Below are 16,769 nucleotides of genomic sequence, written 5' to 3'. Positions count from 1 at the left end.
CTGAGGTGTTTGCGTGGCGTCCTATACCCTGCGTCAGCTTAGATATTTCGTCACCACGGTCGAATGCGGCAGCGTGGCCGAAGCCTCGCGCAAGCTGTACATCGCACAGCCATCGATATCCACGGCCATCAAGGGGCTCGAAGACGGGTTCGGCGTACAGTTGCTGATTCGGCATCATGCCCAGGGGGTTTCACTGACCCCGGGCGGTGCGCGGTTCTACCGCAAGGCTCAGGAACTGCTGCGCATGGCCCATGAGTTCGAGCAGAACGCCCTGGCGGACAACGACGTGGTGAGTGGGCAGATCGACATCGGCTGTTTCGAAACCGTCGCCCCACTCTATCTGCCGCGGCTGATCGCCGGGTTTCGCCAACGCTTTCCGGGCGTGGAAATTCGCCTGCGCGATGGCGAGCAGCAAGAGCTGGTACAGGGGCTGACGGCCGGCCGCTTCGACCTGGCGATCTTCTACCAGCATGACCTGGACAGCACCATCGAAACCGAGCCGCTGACCGCGCCGCAAAGGCCCTACGCCCTGCTGCCTGCCGGCCATCGCTTCGCCGGTCAGGCCCAGGTTTCGCTGCGCGACCTGGTACTTGAGCCGATGATCCTGCTGGACGTGCAACCCAGCCGTACCTATTTCGTGAGCATTTTCGAGGAACTGGGCCTGAACCCGAACATCGTGTTCGGCTCGCCCTCTATCGAGATGGTGCGCGGCATGGTCGGCCAGGGTTTCGGTTTCGCACTGCTGGTGACGCGGCCACGTTCCACCATCAGCTATGACGGCCAGCCACTGGTGTGCGTGGATATCGCCGAAGACGTGACCGGTTCGGCACTGGTGGCCGCCTGGCTCAAACGTGCGCAGCTGACCAAGCCTGCGCAGTTGTTCGTGGATTACTGCAAGGAGCAGTTCAGGCTGTGGCTGGCGTGAAAGCGGGCCGATCACTGCACGCTGTAACTGCGTCTGCCTGCCAAGTGCTTAGTTTCAGCAGGTATCAATAAAGCGACAACTCACGACCTGTGCTCGGCCGCAATAAAGTGCGGGCCTGCAACAACCTAGGGGTTGCAGTTGGCCTTGACCGCCGCCTCGTGGGACACATAAGGGCGATGCGGCTCGATGAACCAGGATGCTTTGGTTCGGTACGTGGTCAGCAGGCAGACGAACTGGCGACGCATGCTGTTGGTGTTGCTCCACTGCCGGTCACTGCCGGCCTTGTTCAGCAGCTCCTGGAACGCCAGGTCGGTCTGGTCTGCGGCAATAGTGCGGGTACAGGCGGAAGGCTTGATTTCCAGGCTCCACTGGTTGCCATTGATCGCGCCCCATTTCACCGAGTCTATGTAGCGCGGGCAGCGGCCTGGCACCGGTTTCGGAGGCACGACCCCGGTCGAACCTGTTTCGGCTTGATCGGCAACGATAAAGTCGAAGCGAAAGTGATCATTGATGTTGGCAGGTGGCGTCAGCCGCACAATGGGCACGATGATGCCGGTGTCGGCCCGAAACTCCTTCTGGTTGAGCCTGGCAGCGGCCAGCCCGTTCGGTACCCCTGCCGGCCAGTGGGCAGGCACACCCACTGGCATATAGAAGAATGCCTGGATGGGCAGGGTTCTGGCACGACCCGCCGGCCATGTCGTAACAACAAGTTCGTTCTGCTCGCTGAACCCTTCTGCGGCCAGTATGTTTTTCATCTGCAGCATGAGCATGAAGTAACCGGCACTGTTGGCAACGCCCCTGCGCATGTCGAAGCCGCATTGATTCAGCGGGCGGTACTTGGCGGGCTGGTACCAGATCCCGAGCCATTGTTGAGGCGTGGTGACGCCCTGGCTCTGGCATGGCCGGCTGTGTGGGTAAACAACTCCCTCGTAGACCATGGTGCCGCAGGGTGTGTTCCTGAACCAGTTCCAGCCATCCATGCTGTAGGCGCACTGCACCATCAGCAGGTCCTTGCCCGCTGGCCTGCGGTCCTGGGGATACATGATCAGACCGTCGTTGAATCCCCACGCCACTGATCTGAACCTTGCGTCGTAACGTATGTAGGAGAACGACGTTCCGCCACTTCTCGCCGAGGTCGGGCTAGGGTCCCAGATGCGAAATGCCCCGGGGTTCTGCGGCCGCTGGGTGACGCGCATCAGGACACCGCTGCATAGAAACGGCGGTTTGCCTGAATCACCGCAATGCGAGTTGCCTGCGCTGTAGTTGTACCTGAGGTCGGCTACGGTGGCATTGCCGTCCTCCAGCGAGCTGCGTGGTGAGCCAGGCGCCCACTGTGCCAACCCCGGCGCACTGGCTGCTACGCACCCCAGAAACATCAACATCTTTAACCTGTTCATGGTCCACTCCTTGTGCTGCAGTGCTGAAACTGCCTGTCAACGTGGCGTCGGATTGCAACCGGCAGCCACCGATACGCGATGAGACACATCGGGTCGAAAAGGCTCCAGGTTCCAGGTTTTCTTGTAGCGGGCGGTGGCCAGGTGGCACACCAACTGACGACGCATGCCGCCCCCGTTGTCGAGGCGCCAGCGCCAGTCACTGCCGTAGCGCTTGTACAGTTCCGCGTAGGCGGCGTTGGTTTCGTCCTGGCGGATGCGTCGCCCGCAATAGGTAGGCGTGAGCTCCAGGGTCCAGGCGTTCTTGCGGATGCCTGGGTCGTAGCGGTAGCTCCACTGCCCCGACTCGAAGTAGCGCGTGCAACGTGCGCGCGCAGCGGCTTCGCCAGGCGAAGCGTCGACGGAGGAAAGCTCGCTGCTCGACGCCTGGGTGCCTGGCGCATGAGGCGTCGACTGCTGGCTCGGATGGATGCAGCCAGTCAGCAGTACTGCTGCCAGCAAACAACAAGCTCTGGTGGCAAGATGGATGGGCATCACCGGCTCCTTTGGCAGGATTGCCCATGTCGATCACACTTCAGGGGTTGCCGTTGGCTGCCATTGCGGGCTGGTGACGCGCATACGGGCGGCGCGTCTCGATGTTCCAGGGGGGCTTGTTCGGTACGGACAGGCCGGGCCAGCGTATGTCGCAAGGTGTTCATGTCGCTCTCCCACTGTCTGCCCAACGGCAAGGCAAACAGTAACGGTGAGCAACACCAGCCCGCTACTGACAGAAGTATCAGTAGCGGGGGCTAAGGCCTGGGTGGGATATTGGCTCGAATCAGCGTGCCGCCCAGGCATTGAAGCGTTGTTCCAGCTCCTCGCCATGGTCAACCCAGAACGCCGCATCCACTGCTCGCGCCTGGGCCAGGTTGGCTTCGGCAGTGGGCAGCTGCTTCTGTACTTCGGCTGGCAGCAAACCCAGGGTCTGCTTGTTTACCGGGCCATACGGAATGTTTTCCGAGAACACCTTCTGCGCCTGTGGCTGGCTGGCGAACGCAATGAAATCCTCGGCCAGTTTCTTGTTCGGCGTACCCTTCACCACCGCCCAGTATTCAGGGTCGAACAGGCTCTGCGGCCATACGATGCTCAGCTTCATGCCCTCCTTCTGCGCAGCCGCGATGCGCCCGTTGTACGCCGCGCTCATCACCACATCGCCGGCAATCAACCACTGCGCAGGTTGCGCCCCGGCTTCCCACCACTGGATGTTGGACTTGATCTGGTCCAGCTTGGCGAACGCGCGGCTCACCCCTTCAGGGGTGCCGAGCACCTTGTACAACTCATCGGGCTTGACGCCGTCGGCGAGCAAGGCGATCTCCAGGGTGTACTTGGCGCCCTTGCGCAGGCCGCGCTTGCCGGGGAAGTCCTTCACGTTCCAGAAGTCCGCCCATGAGGTCGGCCCCTTGGCCAGCTTGGCATGGTCGTAGGCCATCACCATCGACCATACATAGGTGGCCACGCCGCACTCGGTGAAGGTGCCGGGCACAAAATTGGCCTGGTCACCGAAACGTTGCGGGTCGAGTTTCTCGAACAGGCCTTCATCACAGCCGCGCAACAGCTCGGGGCTTTCGACCTCGACCACATCCCAGCTGGTGTGGCCGACGTCGACCATGGCCTTGATTTTCGACAGCTCGCCGTTGTACTCGCCTGCCACCACGGTGCCCGCACCGCTGGCATTGAATGGCTGGAAGTAGGCCTTTTCCTGTGCCTGCTTGGTGGCGCCGCCAAACGAGATGACGGTCAGGTTCTGCGGGGCGGCAAACACGGCACTGCTCAACAGGGCCAGGGCAAACGGAACGCTGCAACGCAAGGATCGGGTCATGGCTCACTTCCTCGACTAGGCCGGCACGCTCGTGCGCGCCGGCGGGGTTTTGTTAGGCGACCGCGGGTACGGTCGTCCTGCTCTACGGCAGTAAAAGGTGCAACGTTGGCCGGCTCGTATGCCGATCTGTGTGTTATGTCCGCTCAAAAACGCCGCCAGACGCTCCATCAACCGGTCACAACCAGCCAGCTGTTCGACGCTGACGTATTCGTCCGGCTTGTGTCCCTGGTCCATGCTGCCCGGCCCGCAGACCACCGCCGGTATCCCGGCCTGGTCGAACAGCCCGCCTTCGGTGCCAAAGGCCACCGTGCTGAAGGCATCGCTGCCGCACAGCCGGGCAATCAGCTGCGCCGCCGCGCTGTCCGGTGGCGTGGCAAGCCCCGGGTAGCTTGACAGCGCTTCGAAACGAATGCCGCTGTCGGCATTGACCGCCTGCATCGCCGGCACTACTTCACGCGCGGCAAACGCCTGCAATTCATCGGCCACCGCTTGCGGGGCGAACGCCGGCAGCGCCCGCACCTCGAAATCGAAACGGCAATCGGCCGGCACGATGTTCAGCGCCGTGCCGCCCTGGATCGTGCCCACCTGCACGGTCGAAAATGCCGGGTCAAATCGTTCGTCGTGAAGCTCCGGCGCCGCCAGGCGCGTACCGATTGCGCCCAGCTGGCCGATCAGCCGCGCCGCCTGCTCGATGGCGTTGACGCCATAGGGCGCGTAGGCCGAATGACAGGCCGCGCCGTGCACATGGCAGCGCATGGCCAGCTTGCCCTTGTGCCCGAGCACCGGCTTGAGTTCGGTGGGTTCGCCGATCAGGCACAGCGCCGGCATCGGGATACGCCGTGGCAACACCTCGAGCAGGCTGCGTACCCCCAGGCAACCCACCTCTTCGTCATACGAAAACGCCAGGTGTACCGGGCGGCGCAACGGGCTTGCCAGAAACAGCGGCACCGCCGCCAGCACCGAGGCCAGGTAGCCTTTCATGTCGGCAGTGCCCCGGCCGTACAGCTTGCCGTCCTGCTCGCTCAGGTCGAACGGCGGCACCGTCCAGGCCTGGCCGTCCACCGGCACCACATCGGTGTGTCCGGACAGCACCACGCCGCCCTCCACCCCCGGGCCGATGCTGGCCAGCAGGTTGGCCTTGGTGCGTTCGGCGTTGTAGATCAGCTCGCAGTCCACCCCCAGATCGTCCAGGTAATCGCGCACGAACTCGATCAGCGCCAGGTTCGAATCCCGGCTCACCGTGGCGAAGCCGACCAGCTGCGCCAGCAGGGTGCGGCTGCGCCATTCACTCATCGCCGGGCACTCCGTAGCTGGGCGCCTGCGTCGGGTCCAGGGCGCGGGTCAGGTAGTCCTGCAACTGGGGTTCATAGGCGGTCCACAGTTTGTGCAGTTCGCCGATGGGATTCTCGTCGGCCCAGTCCACCCGTAGGTCGACGATCGGCCAGGTCAGGTCGCCGACCACCGACAGTGCCGCCGAGTGCACCGCCCCGGCCTCGCCGCCTGCGGCCTGCCCCGCCTGCAATGCCGTGAGCAACCGGGCGGCCAGGCAGCCCTCGCTGCGCTCGAAGGCCTCGACCATGCGTTCGATCACCGCGCTGCTGGCCAGCAGGTTGCCGGCGGCCACGCATTGATCGCCTGCCACTGCATTGTGGGTGCCCAGTGCGTGGCTGCCACTGAAGAGTGCGGTGCGCCCCTGGGCATCCACCACCGCTACCTGACGGTACTGGCCATAGCCATTGCTCGACAGCGCCTGGTCCAAGGCCGTGGCAGGTGCCAGCCCGTCGGCCAGGCCATCGAGTATCTGCGGGCCCAGCGCCGGCAACGTGATGTTCTGGCTCGACACCGCGCCCACGCCGGCGCGCAGCCATGGGCAACGCGCGCCCACGGCGATGCTCGACGAGCTGATGGCGATACCCAGCTGGCCGGTTTCGGCGCAGCGTCCGACGATAGAAAAAGTCATGTGCCGCTCCTTATTCGGGGATCACCGCGATCACGTCGATTTCCATCAGCCATTGCGGTTGGCCCAGGGCACTGACCACCAGCCCGGTGGAAATCGGAAACACGCCCTTGAGCCATTTGCCGACCTCCTGGTACACCGGCTCGCGGTAGCGCGGGTCGATCAGGTAGGTGGTGGTCTTGACGATGTGGCTCAGGTCGCTGCCGGCTTCTTCGAGCAGTTGCTTGACGTTGCGCATGGCCTGCTCGGCCTGGGCCCGCGGGTCGCCAAGGCCGACCAGTTGGCCGTCGAAATCGGTGCCCACCTGGCCACGCACGTAGACCGTGTTGCCGGCACGCACGGCCTGGCACAGGTCGTTGTCCAGGGTCTGGTTGGGGTAGGTATCCTTGGTGTTGAACATGCGGATGCGGGTATGGGTAGGCATCAACGTACTCCCAGTTTCTGGACGTTGGAATCACAGTGGGCGGCAGCCTCGCGTTGCGCGGCGTCGCGGTAGTCGAAATAGGTGCGCTGTTTCACGATGTGCTCGGCGATGTGCCGGGCGTCGTGCCACACGCCCCAGATAAAGGCGGAGCCACGGCGCGACAGCCACGGCAGGCCGACGAAATAGATCCCCGGTTCGCGGGACACACCGCGCTGATGCTGTGGCTTGCCGTCGGGCTTGAAGGCATCGACCTTCAGCCAGCTGTAGTCGGTCGAGTAACCGGTGGCCCAGATGATCGAGCTGACACCGGCCTTGGCCAGGTCCAGCTCAAGAATAGGTTGGGTCAGGCACTGCGGGTCGGGCAGCATGTGGCGTGCTTCGGGTTCCTCGGGCAGGTCCAGGCCGTTGCGTGCAATGTAGTCGTCGGCGGCATCCAGCAGCGCCAGGTAGTTCTCGTCGCCGCGGGCGATGTTCTCGGCCAGGTTGGCCTCGAAGCTGACCACACCTTGATCGAATGCGCGGGTCAGGCCCACCAGCGTGATGCCCTGGTGGGCCAGCTTGCGAAAGTCCACGGTATGTCCGCCACGGGCACCGCTGACCGCGATGGTCACGTGCTCCTTGCCGGGCTGCACGCCTTCGGCGTCCCACAGGCCGAGCACCCCCAGCCACCAGCAGAAGTCGCGATTGCGGTAGGCACGTGGCGGGCGATCGTGCGCGCCCACCGACAGGTACACCTGCTTGCCGGCGCGCTGCAGTTCATCGGCGATCTGCACACCCGAGGAGCCCGCGCCCACCACCAGCACCGCGCCTTCGGGCAATTGCCGGGGGTTGTGGTAGTCGGCCGAATGCAGCTGGGTGATGCCGGGAAGCTGCGGGGCGATGGGCGGGATCACCGGGCGCTGGAACGGCCCGGTGGCCACCACCACCTGGTTCGCCTCGATCAGGCCCGTGGAGGTCTGCACCGTAAAGCCCTGGCGACCTTCGTTGCGTTCGACCTTGAGCACTTCGACACCGGTACGAATGGGCGCGTCGATCTTCTTGGCATAGGTCTCGAAGTAGGCCGCCACCTGATCCTTGCCGGCGAAGGCGTCGGCATCCAGGCCTTCGAATTCCAGGCCCGGGAAGCGGTCGTGCCAGGCCGGGCCGTTGGCCACCAGCGAGTCCCAGCGACCGGTGCGCCAGGCTTCGGCGATGCGGTTGCGTTCCAGCACCAGGTGCTGCACCCCGAGGCGGCCCAGGTGCTCACTCATGGCCACGCCGGCCTGACCGGCGCCTACTACAAGCGTATCAATTCGGGTTTTTTCAACGGTCATGGCTGTGCGCTTCTGCATGAGGGGGTTGCCCGCATTCTGTGCGCCGCCGGGTATTAGCGAAATTATGATTTATGTCGCCACTGGCAAGGAAAAAGCGTGCCCCCGTATTGCCCATGCCAGGGGCGCTTGCACAACCCTGGTGCTTTGCACAGACTGCGTGGGTTCCCATTGCAGAGCGTGCCCGATGTCCTTTTCCATTCGCCTGGCCACCCCTACCGATGCTCCCCTGCTGCCTGACATAGAGCGCTCTGCGGCCCAGGCCTTTGTGCAAGTGCCGGCACTGGCGTGGATTGCCGAGCACACGGTGCTCAGCAGCGTCGAGCACCTGGAGTTCGTGGCTGCCGGGCTCGAGTGGGTGGTGGTGGATCGGCGGGATCGCCCAATTGGGTTCGTGTGTGCCAGCGCGTTCGATGAGTCGCTGCACATCGAAGAGCTGGCGGTGGATCATGCGCAGCAAGGCCAGGGCCTGGGTCGGCGATTGATTGCGGCCGTGCGCGCGCATGCCGAGGCCCAGGGCTTCGCGGCCCTGACCCTCACCACCTTTGTGGCGGTGCCGTGGAATGCACCGTTTTATGCACGGTTGGGTTTCGAGAGGCTGGAAGAGGCGTCGTTAAGCGGTATGTTGCGCCGGCAGATGGCGTACGAGGCTTCGCGAGGGTTGCAGGGGCGGTGTGCGATGCGCTTGTCATTGCGCGACTAGCTTGCGTCTCTCCCAGGACCTGAGCCGGGCGAACAAGGCTGACAACTCAAGTCCTGCCGGCCATGGTGCGTTGCAACAACTGTAGGAGCCGGCCTTGCCGGCGAAGCGCCGCGCGGGCGGCGCTCGATTTCAAGAGCGCTGGGCAAACCAAGGTGTGCACGTTGAGGCCCTGACGCAGCACCTGATATTTATGTCAGGTGCGCTCTTAAGCATGTGAGGTTATATAAGCAAGGTATCGCTGAATTTAATCCACGCAAAAAGGAAATCTCAGAAATGTGTGCCGATAATTTTTCAAGTGACACATTACCCGCTCCAGAATTGACGAATACGGACATGATTGAGGGGAAGCACCACCTTACCGATCCCAGTGCCGGCCTCGACGTTTTCATACCAGGCTTCCATTTCAACACCTATGGAGACCACGGAAGCCAAGATATTTTTGAGGTTCTTGTGGGTTGGGTAGTCGTAGATACTCGCACTTACACCCTCCCGATAGCTTCATATCCGCCCCTGAGCATTACAGTTCCCGCAAGCTCCTTGGGCGCATCCGGTGCCAAACAGGTTCGCTACAGAGTAACGAATGACGAAATAATGAACGTCTCGGAGTCACCTATCGTGGAAGTGATTGTGGGTAGCTAGTGATTCAACCTTCGGGCTCGCCTTGCGGTGGCTGCGCGGCGGCTTTGAGCGACTCCAACTGCGCATCGCGCTGCTCGACCTGCGCCTGCAATTGCTCAATCACCTGCTGTTGCTGGCGTTGTTCACCCGCCCCCTGCTCCACCTGCTGCCCCAGCACCTGGTTCTGCCGCAACAGCTCCTCCCGCGCACCCAGCGACTGCGCCAGGCTGGCCATCAAGGTCTTGATCTCCTGTGCCTGTTGCGCCTGCTGGTCCTGCAGCGCCTGCCGCTCACGCTGCACCTGCCGCGCCTCCACCAGCAAGCGCTCGTTGTCGCGGTTGAGCCGCGTCAGTTCGTCCTGCTTGACGATCAGGCTCTGCTGCAACTGACGCACCTCGACCTGCAACTGCTGTACCTGCGCCTCATGCCGACGCTGATCCTGTTCGCGCTGCTCACGCGTGGCGGTGCGGTAATGCTCCAGCGCATCGCGGGCATGCTGGTGCTTGTCTTCCAGCGACTGGATCTGCTCGTCCTTGTCGTTCAGGCGCAGGTTCAACTCACCTACCGCCTGATTCAAGGTGGCATTGCGCGTCTGCTCGGTCTGCAGGGTACTGCGGGTCGTGGCCAGCTGCGCCGACTCACCCGCCAGCGCCTCGGCCTGAATCTGGTGTTGCTGCTGCAGGGTCGCCAGCGCCTGCTGGATCGCCTGCAGTTCGCCCTGCAACGCCGCCTTTTCATGGTCGAACACGTTCTGCGCCGCCTCGATACGTGCGTCGCCCTCCTCCACCAGTTGCTGGGCCAGCTGACTGACCAGGTTGGCCAGGGCTTCGCTCATGCCCGGCTTGTCCGCTGCCAGTGTCGGTTGCTGCGCGTCCAGCTCCTTGAGGTAGCGGTGAATCGTGGTCTTGGACCCGGTGTTGCCCAGCTCGATACGTACGGCATCGATACTGGGGTGTTCGCCACGGGCCAATAGCGCCTGACGCGCCTTCTGCACGATTGCCTTGTTGATACCGCCACGGGCCATGGGTGCTCCTACTATTTCGTAATGTGGTACGTACTATGTAGATACATACTAAATGAAATTGGAAAAATGCCTATAGAAATCAAAATAAAAGATGAAATAATCACGGCTTATCACATGTGATAGGCAAAAAACGCCCGGTTGCAATCGCTCAGCCGTACACCGATGGAGAACCTGCCGATGAACAAGCTCGATCGCTACCTGGACGCAGCCGTAAGGGACAACACGCGGCGCAGCTACCGCGCGGCCGTGGAGCATTTCGAGGTGAGCTGGGGTGGCTTTCTACCGGCCACGGCCGACAGCATCGCGCGCTACCTGGCCGATTACGCCGAGCAGCACTCGATCAACACCTTGCGCCAGCGCCTGGCCGCGCTGGGCCAGTGGCACACCAGCCAGGGCTTTCCCGACCCCACCAAGGCGCCGCTGGTGCGCCAGATGCTCAAGGGCATACGCGCGGTGCACCCGGCGCAGGAGCGCCAGGCAGCCGCCCTGACCCTGGAACACCTGCAGCGCACGGTCGACGCGCTGCACGCCAAGGCCGCACAGGCGCAACAGGCGCACTGCCTGCCCGAGCTGCTGCGCGCACGGCGCAATGTCGCCCTGCTGCTGATCGGGTTCTGGCGAGGGTTCAGGGGCGATGAACTGGCGCGCCTGCGCGTGGAGCACATTCAGGCCCAGGCGGGCGTGGGCATGCAGCTGTACCTGGCGCAAAGCAAAGGGGACCGGCAGGGCCGCGGGGTCAGTCATCGCACCCCTGCCCTGAAGAGCCTGTGCCCGGTACAGGCCTACATCGACTGGATCAGCGTGGCGGGCATCGCCCGCGGGCCGGTGTTTCGCAAGCTCGATCGCTGGGGCAACCTGGGCGAGCAGGCGCTCAACAGTGGCAGCCTGATCGTGCTGCTGCGGCGGATTTTTGCAGATGCCGGGCTACCCGCCAGCCTCTACAGCAGCCACTCGCTGCGTCGTGGCTTTGCCACCTGGGCCAGTGGCAATGGCTGGGACATGAAAGCGCTGATGGCCCACGTGGGCTGGCGCGACGTGAAATCGGCGCTGCGCTACGTGGATGCGTCGGTGTCGTTCGGGGAGCTGGAAGTGTTGCCGGCCAGAAGGGACGTGCTGACAGCCGACTGAGCATTGCGGTGAGGCCACCCGGCGCTCACCGTCACACCCCTCTCACAGCTTCGCGATCGACACCTCGGTCGATTTCACGAACGCGATCACCTCGCTGCCAATCCTCAGTTCCAGCTCATGCACCGACCGCGTGGTGATCACCGAGGTGACGATGCCGGCCTGGGTCTGCACGTCGATTTCCGAGACCACCGGCCCCTCGATGATCTCCTTGATGGTGCCCTTGAACTGGTTACGTACGTTGATCGCCTTGATGGTCATGGTGTGGCTCCTTAGCAGTTGGGAGCACCGTCGTTGCAGTGCGTGAATGCAGAGTGCACCGCAAATATAAAAATCAAAAAGAATAAATAACGACAAATATAGATCCGTTTGGAATATGAAAAGCTGTATATCAACATTCCTAAACGTTATTTATTTAAGGTTTTTTAGATCATTTAGCATCGACAGGGCCCGGCCTTGAGGCCCGAACCTTTTTGCACAGGTAACCCGCGTGAGCGCCACGTTGCATACCCCTCGATCGACCCCGCTGCAGATTGCCCGCGACCTGGCCGAGACGTTCAGCCGCAGCGTGGTAGAGCGCGACCGCAAGGGCGGCACGCCCAAGGCCGAACGCGATGCCCTGCGTGCCAGCGGCCTGCTGGCCCTGAGCATCCCCCGCGAGTTCGGCGGGTTGAACGCCACCTGGAGCCAGACCTTCGATGTGGTGCGCGAATTCGCCCGGGTCGACAGCTCGATTGCCCATGTGTTCGGCTTTCACCACCTGATGCTGGCCACCGTGCGTCTGTTCGGCGCACCTTCGCAATGGCAGCCCTGGTACGAGCTGACGGCGCGCAAGAACTGGTTCTGGGGCAATGCCCTCAACCCCCTTGACACCCGCACCATCGTCAAGCACCACGGCAGCTGGCGTGAATTCTCCGGCAAGAAGAGCTTCTGCTCGGGCGCCAGCGATTCACAAATGCTGATTGCCTCGGCCGTGGACGAGGCTGCCGGGGGCAAGCTGCTGATTGCCGCGATACCCAGCGGTCGCACCGGCATCACCCTGCACGACGACTGGCACAACATGGGCCAGCGCCAGACCGACAGCGGCAGCGCCACCTTCGAACGGGTACGCGTGGAGGAAGGCGACCTGCTGCTCGACCCCGGCCCGCTGAGCACGCCGTTCGCCTGCCTGCGGCCGCTGATCGCCCAGCTGCATTTCGCCAACATCTGCCTGGGCATCGCCGAAGGCGCGTTCGAAGAAGCGCGCCAGTACACCCTCAACGAGACCCGGCCCTGGTTCAAGTCCACAGCCCTTGATAGCCGCGACGATCCTTATGTACTGGGCCACTTCGGCGACTTCTGGGTACGCCTGCAAGGCGCCCGGCTTTTGCTCGACAACGCCGCCGGCGAACTCGACCGGGCCTGGGCCAAGGGCGCCGCGCTCGGCGCAGACCAGCGCGGCCGCGTGGCGGTGGCCATCGCCACCGCCAAGGTGGCGGCCAGCCGCGACGGCCTGGAGCTGTGCAGCAAGGTCTTCGAGGTCACCGGCGCCCGCGCCACGCAGGCCTCGGTGGGGCTCGACCGGCACTGGCGCAACCTGCGCACCCAGAGCCTGCACGACCCGCTGGATTACAAACTCCACGAACTGGGCGACTGGGCCTTGAACCAGCGCCTGCCGATTCCGACGTTCTATTCATAGTGTGACTGCCATGCAATTGTTGACCCTACCGCCCTCGCCCGCGTTGGCCACCTCGATCCGCGCCACCGCGCAGGTGTTCGAAGACCCCAAGTCACGTGCGCTGCTGGCGCACCTGCAACAGGTGGCGCCCAGCGAAGCCAGCGTGCTGATCATCGGCGAGACCGGTACCGGCAAAGAGCTGGTGGCGCGCCACATTCACAACCTCAGCGGGCGACGTGACAAGCCGTTCGTGGCTGTCAACTGCGGCGCGTTTTCCGAATCGCTGGTCGAGGCCGAGCTGTTCGGCCACGAGAAAGGCGCCTTCACCGGCGCCCTGGCGGCCAAGGCCGGCTGGTTCGAAGAAGCCAACGGCGGCACCCTGTTCCTCGACGAGATCGGCGACCTGCCGATGCCGATCCAGGTCAAGCTGCTGCGCGTGCTGCAGGAGCGCGAAGTGGTGCGCCTGGGCTCGCGCAAGAGCATTCCCATCGATGTGCGGGTACTGGCCGCCACCAACGTGCAGCTGGAAAAGGCGATCAATGCCGGGCACTTTCGCGAAGACCTCTATTACCGTCTGGACGTGGTCAGCCTGGAGCTGGTGCCGCTGCGCGAACGCCCCGGCGACATCCTGCCGCTGACCCGCCACTTCATCGATGCCTACAGCCAGCGCCTGGGCTACGGCCAGGTGCGCCTGAGCGCCCAGGCCGAGCACAAGCTGCGCACCTACGGCTGGCCGGGCAACATCCGCGAGCTGGAAAACGTCATCCATCACACCCTGCTGATCTGCCGCGACGGCCTGATCGAACACGACGACCTGCGCCTGTCGAACATGCGCATCGAACGCCAGGACGACAGCCCCAGCCAGGACGACTCGGCCCAGGCGCTGCTCGAACGGGCCTTCCAGAAACTCTTCGAGGAACAGGCCGGCGCGTTGCACGAACAGGTCGAGGACGCGCTGTTGCGCGCGGCCTACCGCTTCAGCCACTACAACCAGGTGCACACCGCCAACCTGCTGGGCCTGACCCGCAATGTCACGCGTACCCGCCTGATCAAGATCGGCGAACTGGCGGTCAATCGCCGCCGGCCCACCGGCGCCACCCAGGGCGAGCGGGTGCTCAACCTGTCGATCTGATCAGCCACGCGCGGCATACACCGCATTGCCGGCGTCTGCTGCCAGGCGCCGGAACACCAGTGCCGAGGCCATGCACGCCAGCCCGCACAGCAGCATCACCCAGGCCACGTCGCTGGTGACGGGGGTGGCGTGCCCGCGCAGGTTCATCAGCACCCCCAGCAGCGAGGCGGCCAGCCCCACCGACAGGCTCATGCTCAACTGCACCGTCATCGCCGACAGGCTGCTGGCCCGGCTGCTCAGCGCCGCCGGTACATCCGCATAGGTCAGCGCGCCCAGGGTGCTGAACTGCAGCGAACGGATCACTGCGCTGGCGAACAGCATCAGCACGATCACCCAGTACGGCGTATCGCTGGTAAAGCTGGCACAGGCCCCCAGGGTCAGCCCGGTGAGCAGCGCATTGCCGGTGAGCGTGCGACGGATGCCGAAGCGACGCACCACGCGCACTGCCAGCAGCTTCATCAGAAACGCCCCCGCGCCGCCCGCCAGGGTCAGCAGCCCCGCATGCAGCGGGCTCAGGCCAAAGCACAGCTGAAACATCAGCACCAGCAGGAACGGGCCAGACGAGGTACCCAGGCGCAGCAGGTTGCCGCCCCAGAAGCTGATGCGGTAGCTGGGAATGCGCAGCAGCGACAAGTCCAGCAGCGGTTCGGCGCAGCGCCGTGCATGGCGGATGTACCACGCGCCGCACAGCAGCCCCGCCCCGATCATCACCGCCACCCACGCTCGCGGCAGCAGGCCGTGGCCCAGCGCCTCGAAACCGAACACCAGCGCCCCCAGCGCGGTGCCGCTGAGCAGCAGCCCGCGCACATCCAGTGCCCGCGCACGAACCCCGGGATAATGCGGTACATGGCGCAGCACCAGCACGATGCCCACCAGGCCGATGGGCAGGTTGATCAGGAAGATCCAGTGCCACGACACGAACGTCACCATCAGCCCGCCCAGCGGCGGCCCGATCATGGGCCCGATCAGCGCCGGAATGGTCAGGTACGACAGGTTGCGCATCAGGTCTTCGCGCGGCGACCAGCGCAGCAGGATCACCTGCCCCACCGGCACCATCATCGCCCCCGCCGCGCCCTGCAGCATGCGCGCCAGGCACAGCTGCAACAGCGAGGTGGAGGCCGCGCAGGCCAGCGACGACACGATGAACAGCACGATCGCCACCACGAACAGCCGTCGTGGGCCGAAGCGGTCGGCGGCCCAGCCACTGACCGGCACGCACAGCGCGGCGGCCAGCATGTACAGCGACACCACCAGGTTCATGCGCACGCTCGGCGCGCCGAAGTCGCTGGCCATCTGCGGCAAGGCCGTCATCACCACGGTGGAGTCGATCAGTTCCATGCACAGCGCGCAGCCGATGATCATCGGCACCTTGCGCGAAACCGGCCGCAAGGCCGGCAGGGGTTCGGCCATGGTCACTCAGAACAGCCCCGAGGTCGGCGGCGGCGTGCCCTTGAGGTACCAGGTGCCGACCGCCGAGGCCTTCCAGTGGCGCGGGTTGTGGTTGGCCACCGTACGCGCGTTGCGCCAGTGCCGGTCGAGGTTGTGGCTGCGCCCGGTGGTGGACGCACCGCCCACATCGAACAGCAGCTCGGCGGCCCGCAGCGCCGATTCGGCGGCAATGTACTGGGCCTGGGCCACGTCGATGGCGGCCTGATCCACCGCCTGCGGGTCCAGTTGCAGGGCCCAGGCGCGGTCGATCACCGCTGCGGCCTTGAGCACCACCGCTTCGGCGGTGAAGGCGCGCGCGGCCACTTCGCCCACGCTCAGTTGCACATAGGGGTCGTCCACCGACTGGCTGGCGCTGCTGTGCTTGATCGGTCGCGCATGCTCGCGGGCAAAGCGCACTGCGTCCTCCTGGGCATTGCGCGCGATGCCGGCCTCCACGGTGGCGAGGAACAACTGCAGAAACGGGGTGACGATGGTGCGCTTGCCCTCCTCCACGGTGCGCGGACGGATCTCGCTGGCCAGCACCTGCACATCGTTAAGGCGCGTGGTGCCACTGGCGGTCAGGCGCTGGCCCATGGCGTCGAAGTCGTCCACCAGCTCCAGGCCCAGGCGATCGCGCGGCAGCACGAACGACACCGGCCTGTCCTGTTCGTCCAGCGCCACGGCGCTGACCCAGTCGGCGTACAGCGCGCCCGTGCTGTAGTACTTGCTGCCGCTGACGCGAAAGTGCTCGCCATCGGGCACGATGCGCGCGCTGATCGCGCCATTGGCGCCGCCCACCTCCCAGCCTGCATTACCCAGCACGGCGCCGTCCAGGTAGCGCGCGAACCAGCGCTGGCGTTCCTGCTCTGCACCGCTATGGTCGGCGGCCAGCAGCCCTTCGACGAAGGCAAAGCCCGGGCGCAGGGCCTGGGCCACATTGGAGTCCACCGAGGCCACCCGCAGCAGCAGGCCGATCACGTCGCTCACCGAGCCGCCGGGGCCACCGTAGGCGAGCGGGATGCGCACGGTATAGAGCCCTGCGGCGGCCAGCTGGCGTATGGCGTCATACGGCAGCTGGCGCTCACGTTCACGCTCGGCTGCACCGGCCGCAATCTCGGGAAGCAAGGCATCCAGGCGTTGATGCAGGTGCGCAACGCTGGTCAGTGCGTGTTGGGGGGCGTGTTTGGGGACTTCGGACAAATGCGGCATGGGCG

Annotated in this window: 15 protein-coding genes and 1 pseudogene; 5 read left to right on the top strand and 11 right to left on the bottom strand. The window is 64.4% G+C overall.

Annotated elements, in window-relative coordinates; all coding sequences use genetic code 11:
* Positions 1–13: 13 nt before the first annotated feature.
* Positions 14–925 (top strand): LysR substrate-binding domain-containing protein, encoded by a 912-nt coding sequence (locus DN387_RS05090; protein WP_043862783.1) that lies wholly within the window; start codon positions 14–16, stop codon positions 923–925.
* Between the two features lie 125 nt (positions 926–1,050).
* Here DN387_RS05090 and DN387_RS05085 read toward each other — a convergent pair whose 3' ends face one another.
* From DN387_RS05085 to DN387_RS05055, 7 genes and pseudogenes are all read right to left on the bottom strand, one after another.
* Positions 1,051–2,322: a DUF2599 domain-containing protein gene (locus tag DN387_RS05085; RefSeq protein WP_078480984.1), complete on the bottom strand. Its 1,272-nt coding sequence runs from the start codon at positions 2,320–2,322 to the stop codon at positions 1,051–1,053.
* A 36-nt stretch (positions 2,323–2,358) separates the two neighbouring features.
* On the bottom strand, positions 2,359–2,853 hold the full coding sequence (locus DN387_RS05080) for a DUF2599 domain-containing protein (protein WP_078480985.1): 495 nt from the start codon (positions 2,851–2,853) through the stop codon (positions 2,359–2,361).
* Between the two features lie 283 nt (positions 2,854–3,136).
* On the bottom strand, positions 3,137–4,177 hold the full coding sequence (locus DN387_RS05075) for an ABC transporter substrate-binding protein (RefSeq protein ID WP_043862780.1): 1,041 nt from the start codon (positions 4,175–4,177) through the stop codon (positions 3,137–3,139).
* A 141-nt stretch (positions 4,178–4,318) separates the two neighbouring features.
* Positions 4,319–5,470, bottom strand: a pseudogene (gene argE / locus DN387_RS05070) (acetylornithine deacetylase); the annotation flags it as partial.
* Positions 5,463–6,137, bottom strand: coding sequence for a DUF1028 domain-containing protein (locus DN387_RS05065; RefSeq protein ID WP_043862778.1), 675 nt, complete (start codon positions 6,135–6,137; stop codon positions 5,463–5,465). The gene DN387_RS05065 and the pseudogene argE, both read right to left, overlap by 8 nt.
* Positions 6,138–6,147: 10 nt before the next feature.
* Positions 6,148–6,558, bottom strand: a complete 411-nt coding sequence (locus tag DN387_RS05060; RefSeq protein WP_003182257.1) for a RidA family protein — start codon at positions 6,556–6,558, stop codon at positions 6,148–6,150.
* Positions 6,558–7,871, bottom strand: coding sequence for an NAD(P)/FAD-dependent oxidoreductase (locus DN387_RS05055; protein ID WP_054914657.1), 1,314 nt, complete (start codon positions 7,869–7,871; stop codon positions 6,558–6,560). Before DN387_RS05055 ends, DN387_RS05060 begins: the two co-directional genes overlap by 1 nt.
* A gap of 184 nt (positions 7,872–8,055) precedes the next feature.
* On the opposite strand from DN387_RS05055, the gene DN387_RS05050 reads away from it, so the two are divergent.
* The gene (locus DN387_RS05050; protein WP_043862776.1) at positions 8,056–8,571 is read left to right on the top strand and encodes a GNAT family N-acetyltransferase; all 516 of its coding nucleotides are present in this window, start codon (positions 8,056–8,058) and stop codon (positions 8,569–8,571) included.
* 643 nt (positions 8,572–9,214) lie between these two features.
* Here the strand turns inward: DN387_RS05050 and DN387_RS05045 are convergent.
* Positions 9,215–10,213: a DNA-binding protein gene (locus tag DN387_RS05045; RefSeq protein WP_054914516.1), complete on the bottom strand. Its 999-nt coding sequence runs from the start codon at positions 10,211–10,213 to the stop codon at positions 9,215–9,217.
* 177 nt (positions 10,214–10,390) lie between these two features.
* On the opposite strand from DN387_RS05045, the gene DN387_RS05040 reads away from it, so the two are divergent.
* On the top strand, positions 10,391–11,341 hold the full coding sequence (locus DN387_RS05040; protein WP_054914517.1) for a site-specific integrase: 951 nt from the start codon (positions 10,391–10,393) through the stop codon (positions 11,339–11,341).
* Between the two features lie 42 nt (positions 11,342–11,383).
* On the opposite strand, the gene DN387_RS05035 is transcribed toward DN387_RS05040, so the two are convergent.
* A complete protein-coding gene (locus DN387_RS05035; RefSeq protein WP_043862773.1) occupies positions 11,384–11,599 on the bottom strand; it encodes a molybdopterin-binding protein in 216 nt (71 codons plus the stop codon).
* Positions 11,600–11,828: 229 nt separating this feature from the next.
* Between DN387_RS05035 and DN387_RS05030 the strand changes: the two genes are divergently transcribed.
* Together DN387_RS05030 and DN387_RS05025 are read left to right on the top strand one after the other, a co-directional pair.
* Entirely contained in the window at positions 11,829–13,016 is a 1,188-nt protein-coding gene (locus DN387_RS05030; protein ID WP_054914518.1) for an acyl-CoA dehydrogenase family protein, read from the top strand.
* 10 nt (positions 13,017–13,026) lie between these two features.
* A complete protein-coding gene (locus DN387_RS05025; protein ID WP_043862771.1) occupies positions 13,027–14,127 on the top strand; it encodes a sigma-54-dependent Fis family transcriptional regulator in 1,101 nt (366 codons plus the stop codon).
* Here the strand turns inward: DN387_RS05025 and DN387_RS05020 are convergent, their stop codons facing one another.
* Both DN387_RS05020 and DN387_RS05015 read right to left on the bottom strand, forming a co-directional pair.
* Complete coding sequence (locus DN387_RS05020; protein ID WP_043862770.1) at positions 14,128–15,537, bottom strand: MFS transporter; 1,410 nt, start codon at positions 15,535–15,537, stop codon at positions 14,128–14,130. It lies immediately after the preceding gene.
* 6 nt (positions 15,538–15,543) lie between these two features.
* On the bottom strand, positions 15,544–16,764 hold the full coding sequence (locus DN387_RS05015; protein WP_043862769.1) for an acyl-CoA dehydrogenase family protein: 1,221 nt from the start codon (positions 16,762–16,764) through the stop codon (positions 15,544–15,546).
* Positions 16,765–16,769 lie beyond the last annotated feature (5 nt).

Origin of the sequence: Pseudomonas sp. FBF18 (assembly GCF_024261405.1) — a bacterium.
Taxonomy (GTDB): domain Bacteria; phylum Pseudomonadota; class Gammaproteobacteria; order Pseudomonadales; family Pseudomonadaceae; genus Aquipseudomonas; species Aquipseudomonas palmensis.
This window is presented reverse-complemented; position numbering and strand designations above follow the sequence as displayed.

Excerpts from the sequence above, each read along its gene's own strand:
- DN387_RS05085 (WP_078480984.1), bottom strand. The coding sequence starts at position 2,322 with ATGAACAGGTTAAAGATGTTGATGTTTCTGGGGTGCGTAGCAGCCAGT.
- DN387_RS05080 (WP_078480985.1), bottom strand. The coding sequence starts at position 2,853 with ATGCCCATCCATCTTGCCACCAGAGCTTGTTGTTTGCTGGCAGCAGTA.
- DN387_RS05075 (WP_043862780.1), bottom strand. The coding sequence starts at position 4,177 with ATGACCCGATCCTTGCGTTGCAGCGTTCCGTTTGCCCTGGCCCTGTTG.
- DN387_RS05065 (WP_043862778.1), bottom strand. The coding sequence starts at position 6,137 with ATGACTTTTTCTATCGTCGGACGCTGCGCCGAAACCGGCCAGCTGGGT.
- DN387_RS05060 (WP_003182257.1), bottom strand. The coding sequence starts at position 6,558 with ATGCCTACCCATACCCGCATCCGCATGTTCAACACCAAGGATACCTAC.
- DN387_RS05055 (WP_054914657.1), bottom strand. The coding sequence starts at position 7,871 with ATGACCGTTGAAAAAACCCGAATTGATACGCTTGTAGTAGGCGCCGGT.
- DN387_RS05050 (WP_043862776.1), top strand. The coding sequence starts at position 8,056 with ATGTCCTTTTCCATTCGCCTGGCCACCCCTACCGATGCTCCCCTGCTG.
- DN387_RS05045 (WP_054914516.1), bottom strand. The coding sequence starts at position 10,213 with ATGGCCCGTGGCGGTATCAACAAGGCAATCGTGCAGAAGGCGCGTCAG.
- DN387_RS05040 (WP_054914517.1), top strand. The coding sequence starts at position 10,391 with ATGAACAAGCTCGATCGCTACCTGGACGCAGCCGTAAGGGACAACACG.
- DN387_RS05035 (WP_043862773.1), bottom strand. The coding sequence starts at position 11,599 with ATGACCATCAAGGCGATCAACGTACGTAACCAGTTCAAGGGCACCATC.
- DN387_RS05025 (WP_043862771.1), top strand. The coding sequence starts at position 13,027 with ATGCAATTGTTGACCCTACCGCCCTCGCCCGCGTTGGCCACCTCGATC.
- DN387_RS05020 (WP_043862770.1), bottom strand. The coding sequence starts at position 15,537 with ATGGCCGAACCCCTGCCGGCCTTGCGGCCGGTTTCGCGCAAGGTGCCG.
- DN387_RS05015 (WP_043862769.1), bottom strand. The coding sequence starts at position 16,764 with ATGCCGCATTTGTCCGAAGTCCCCAAACACGCCCCCCAACACGCACTG.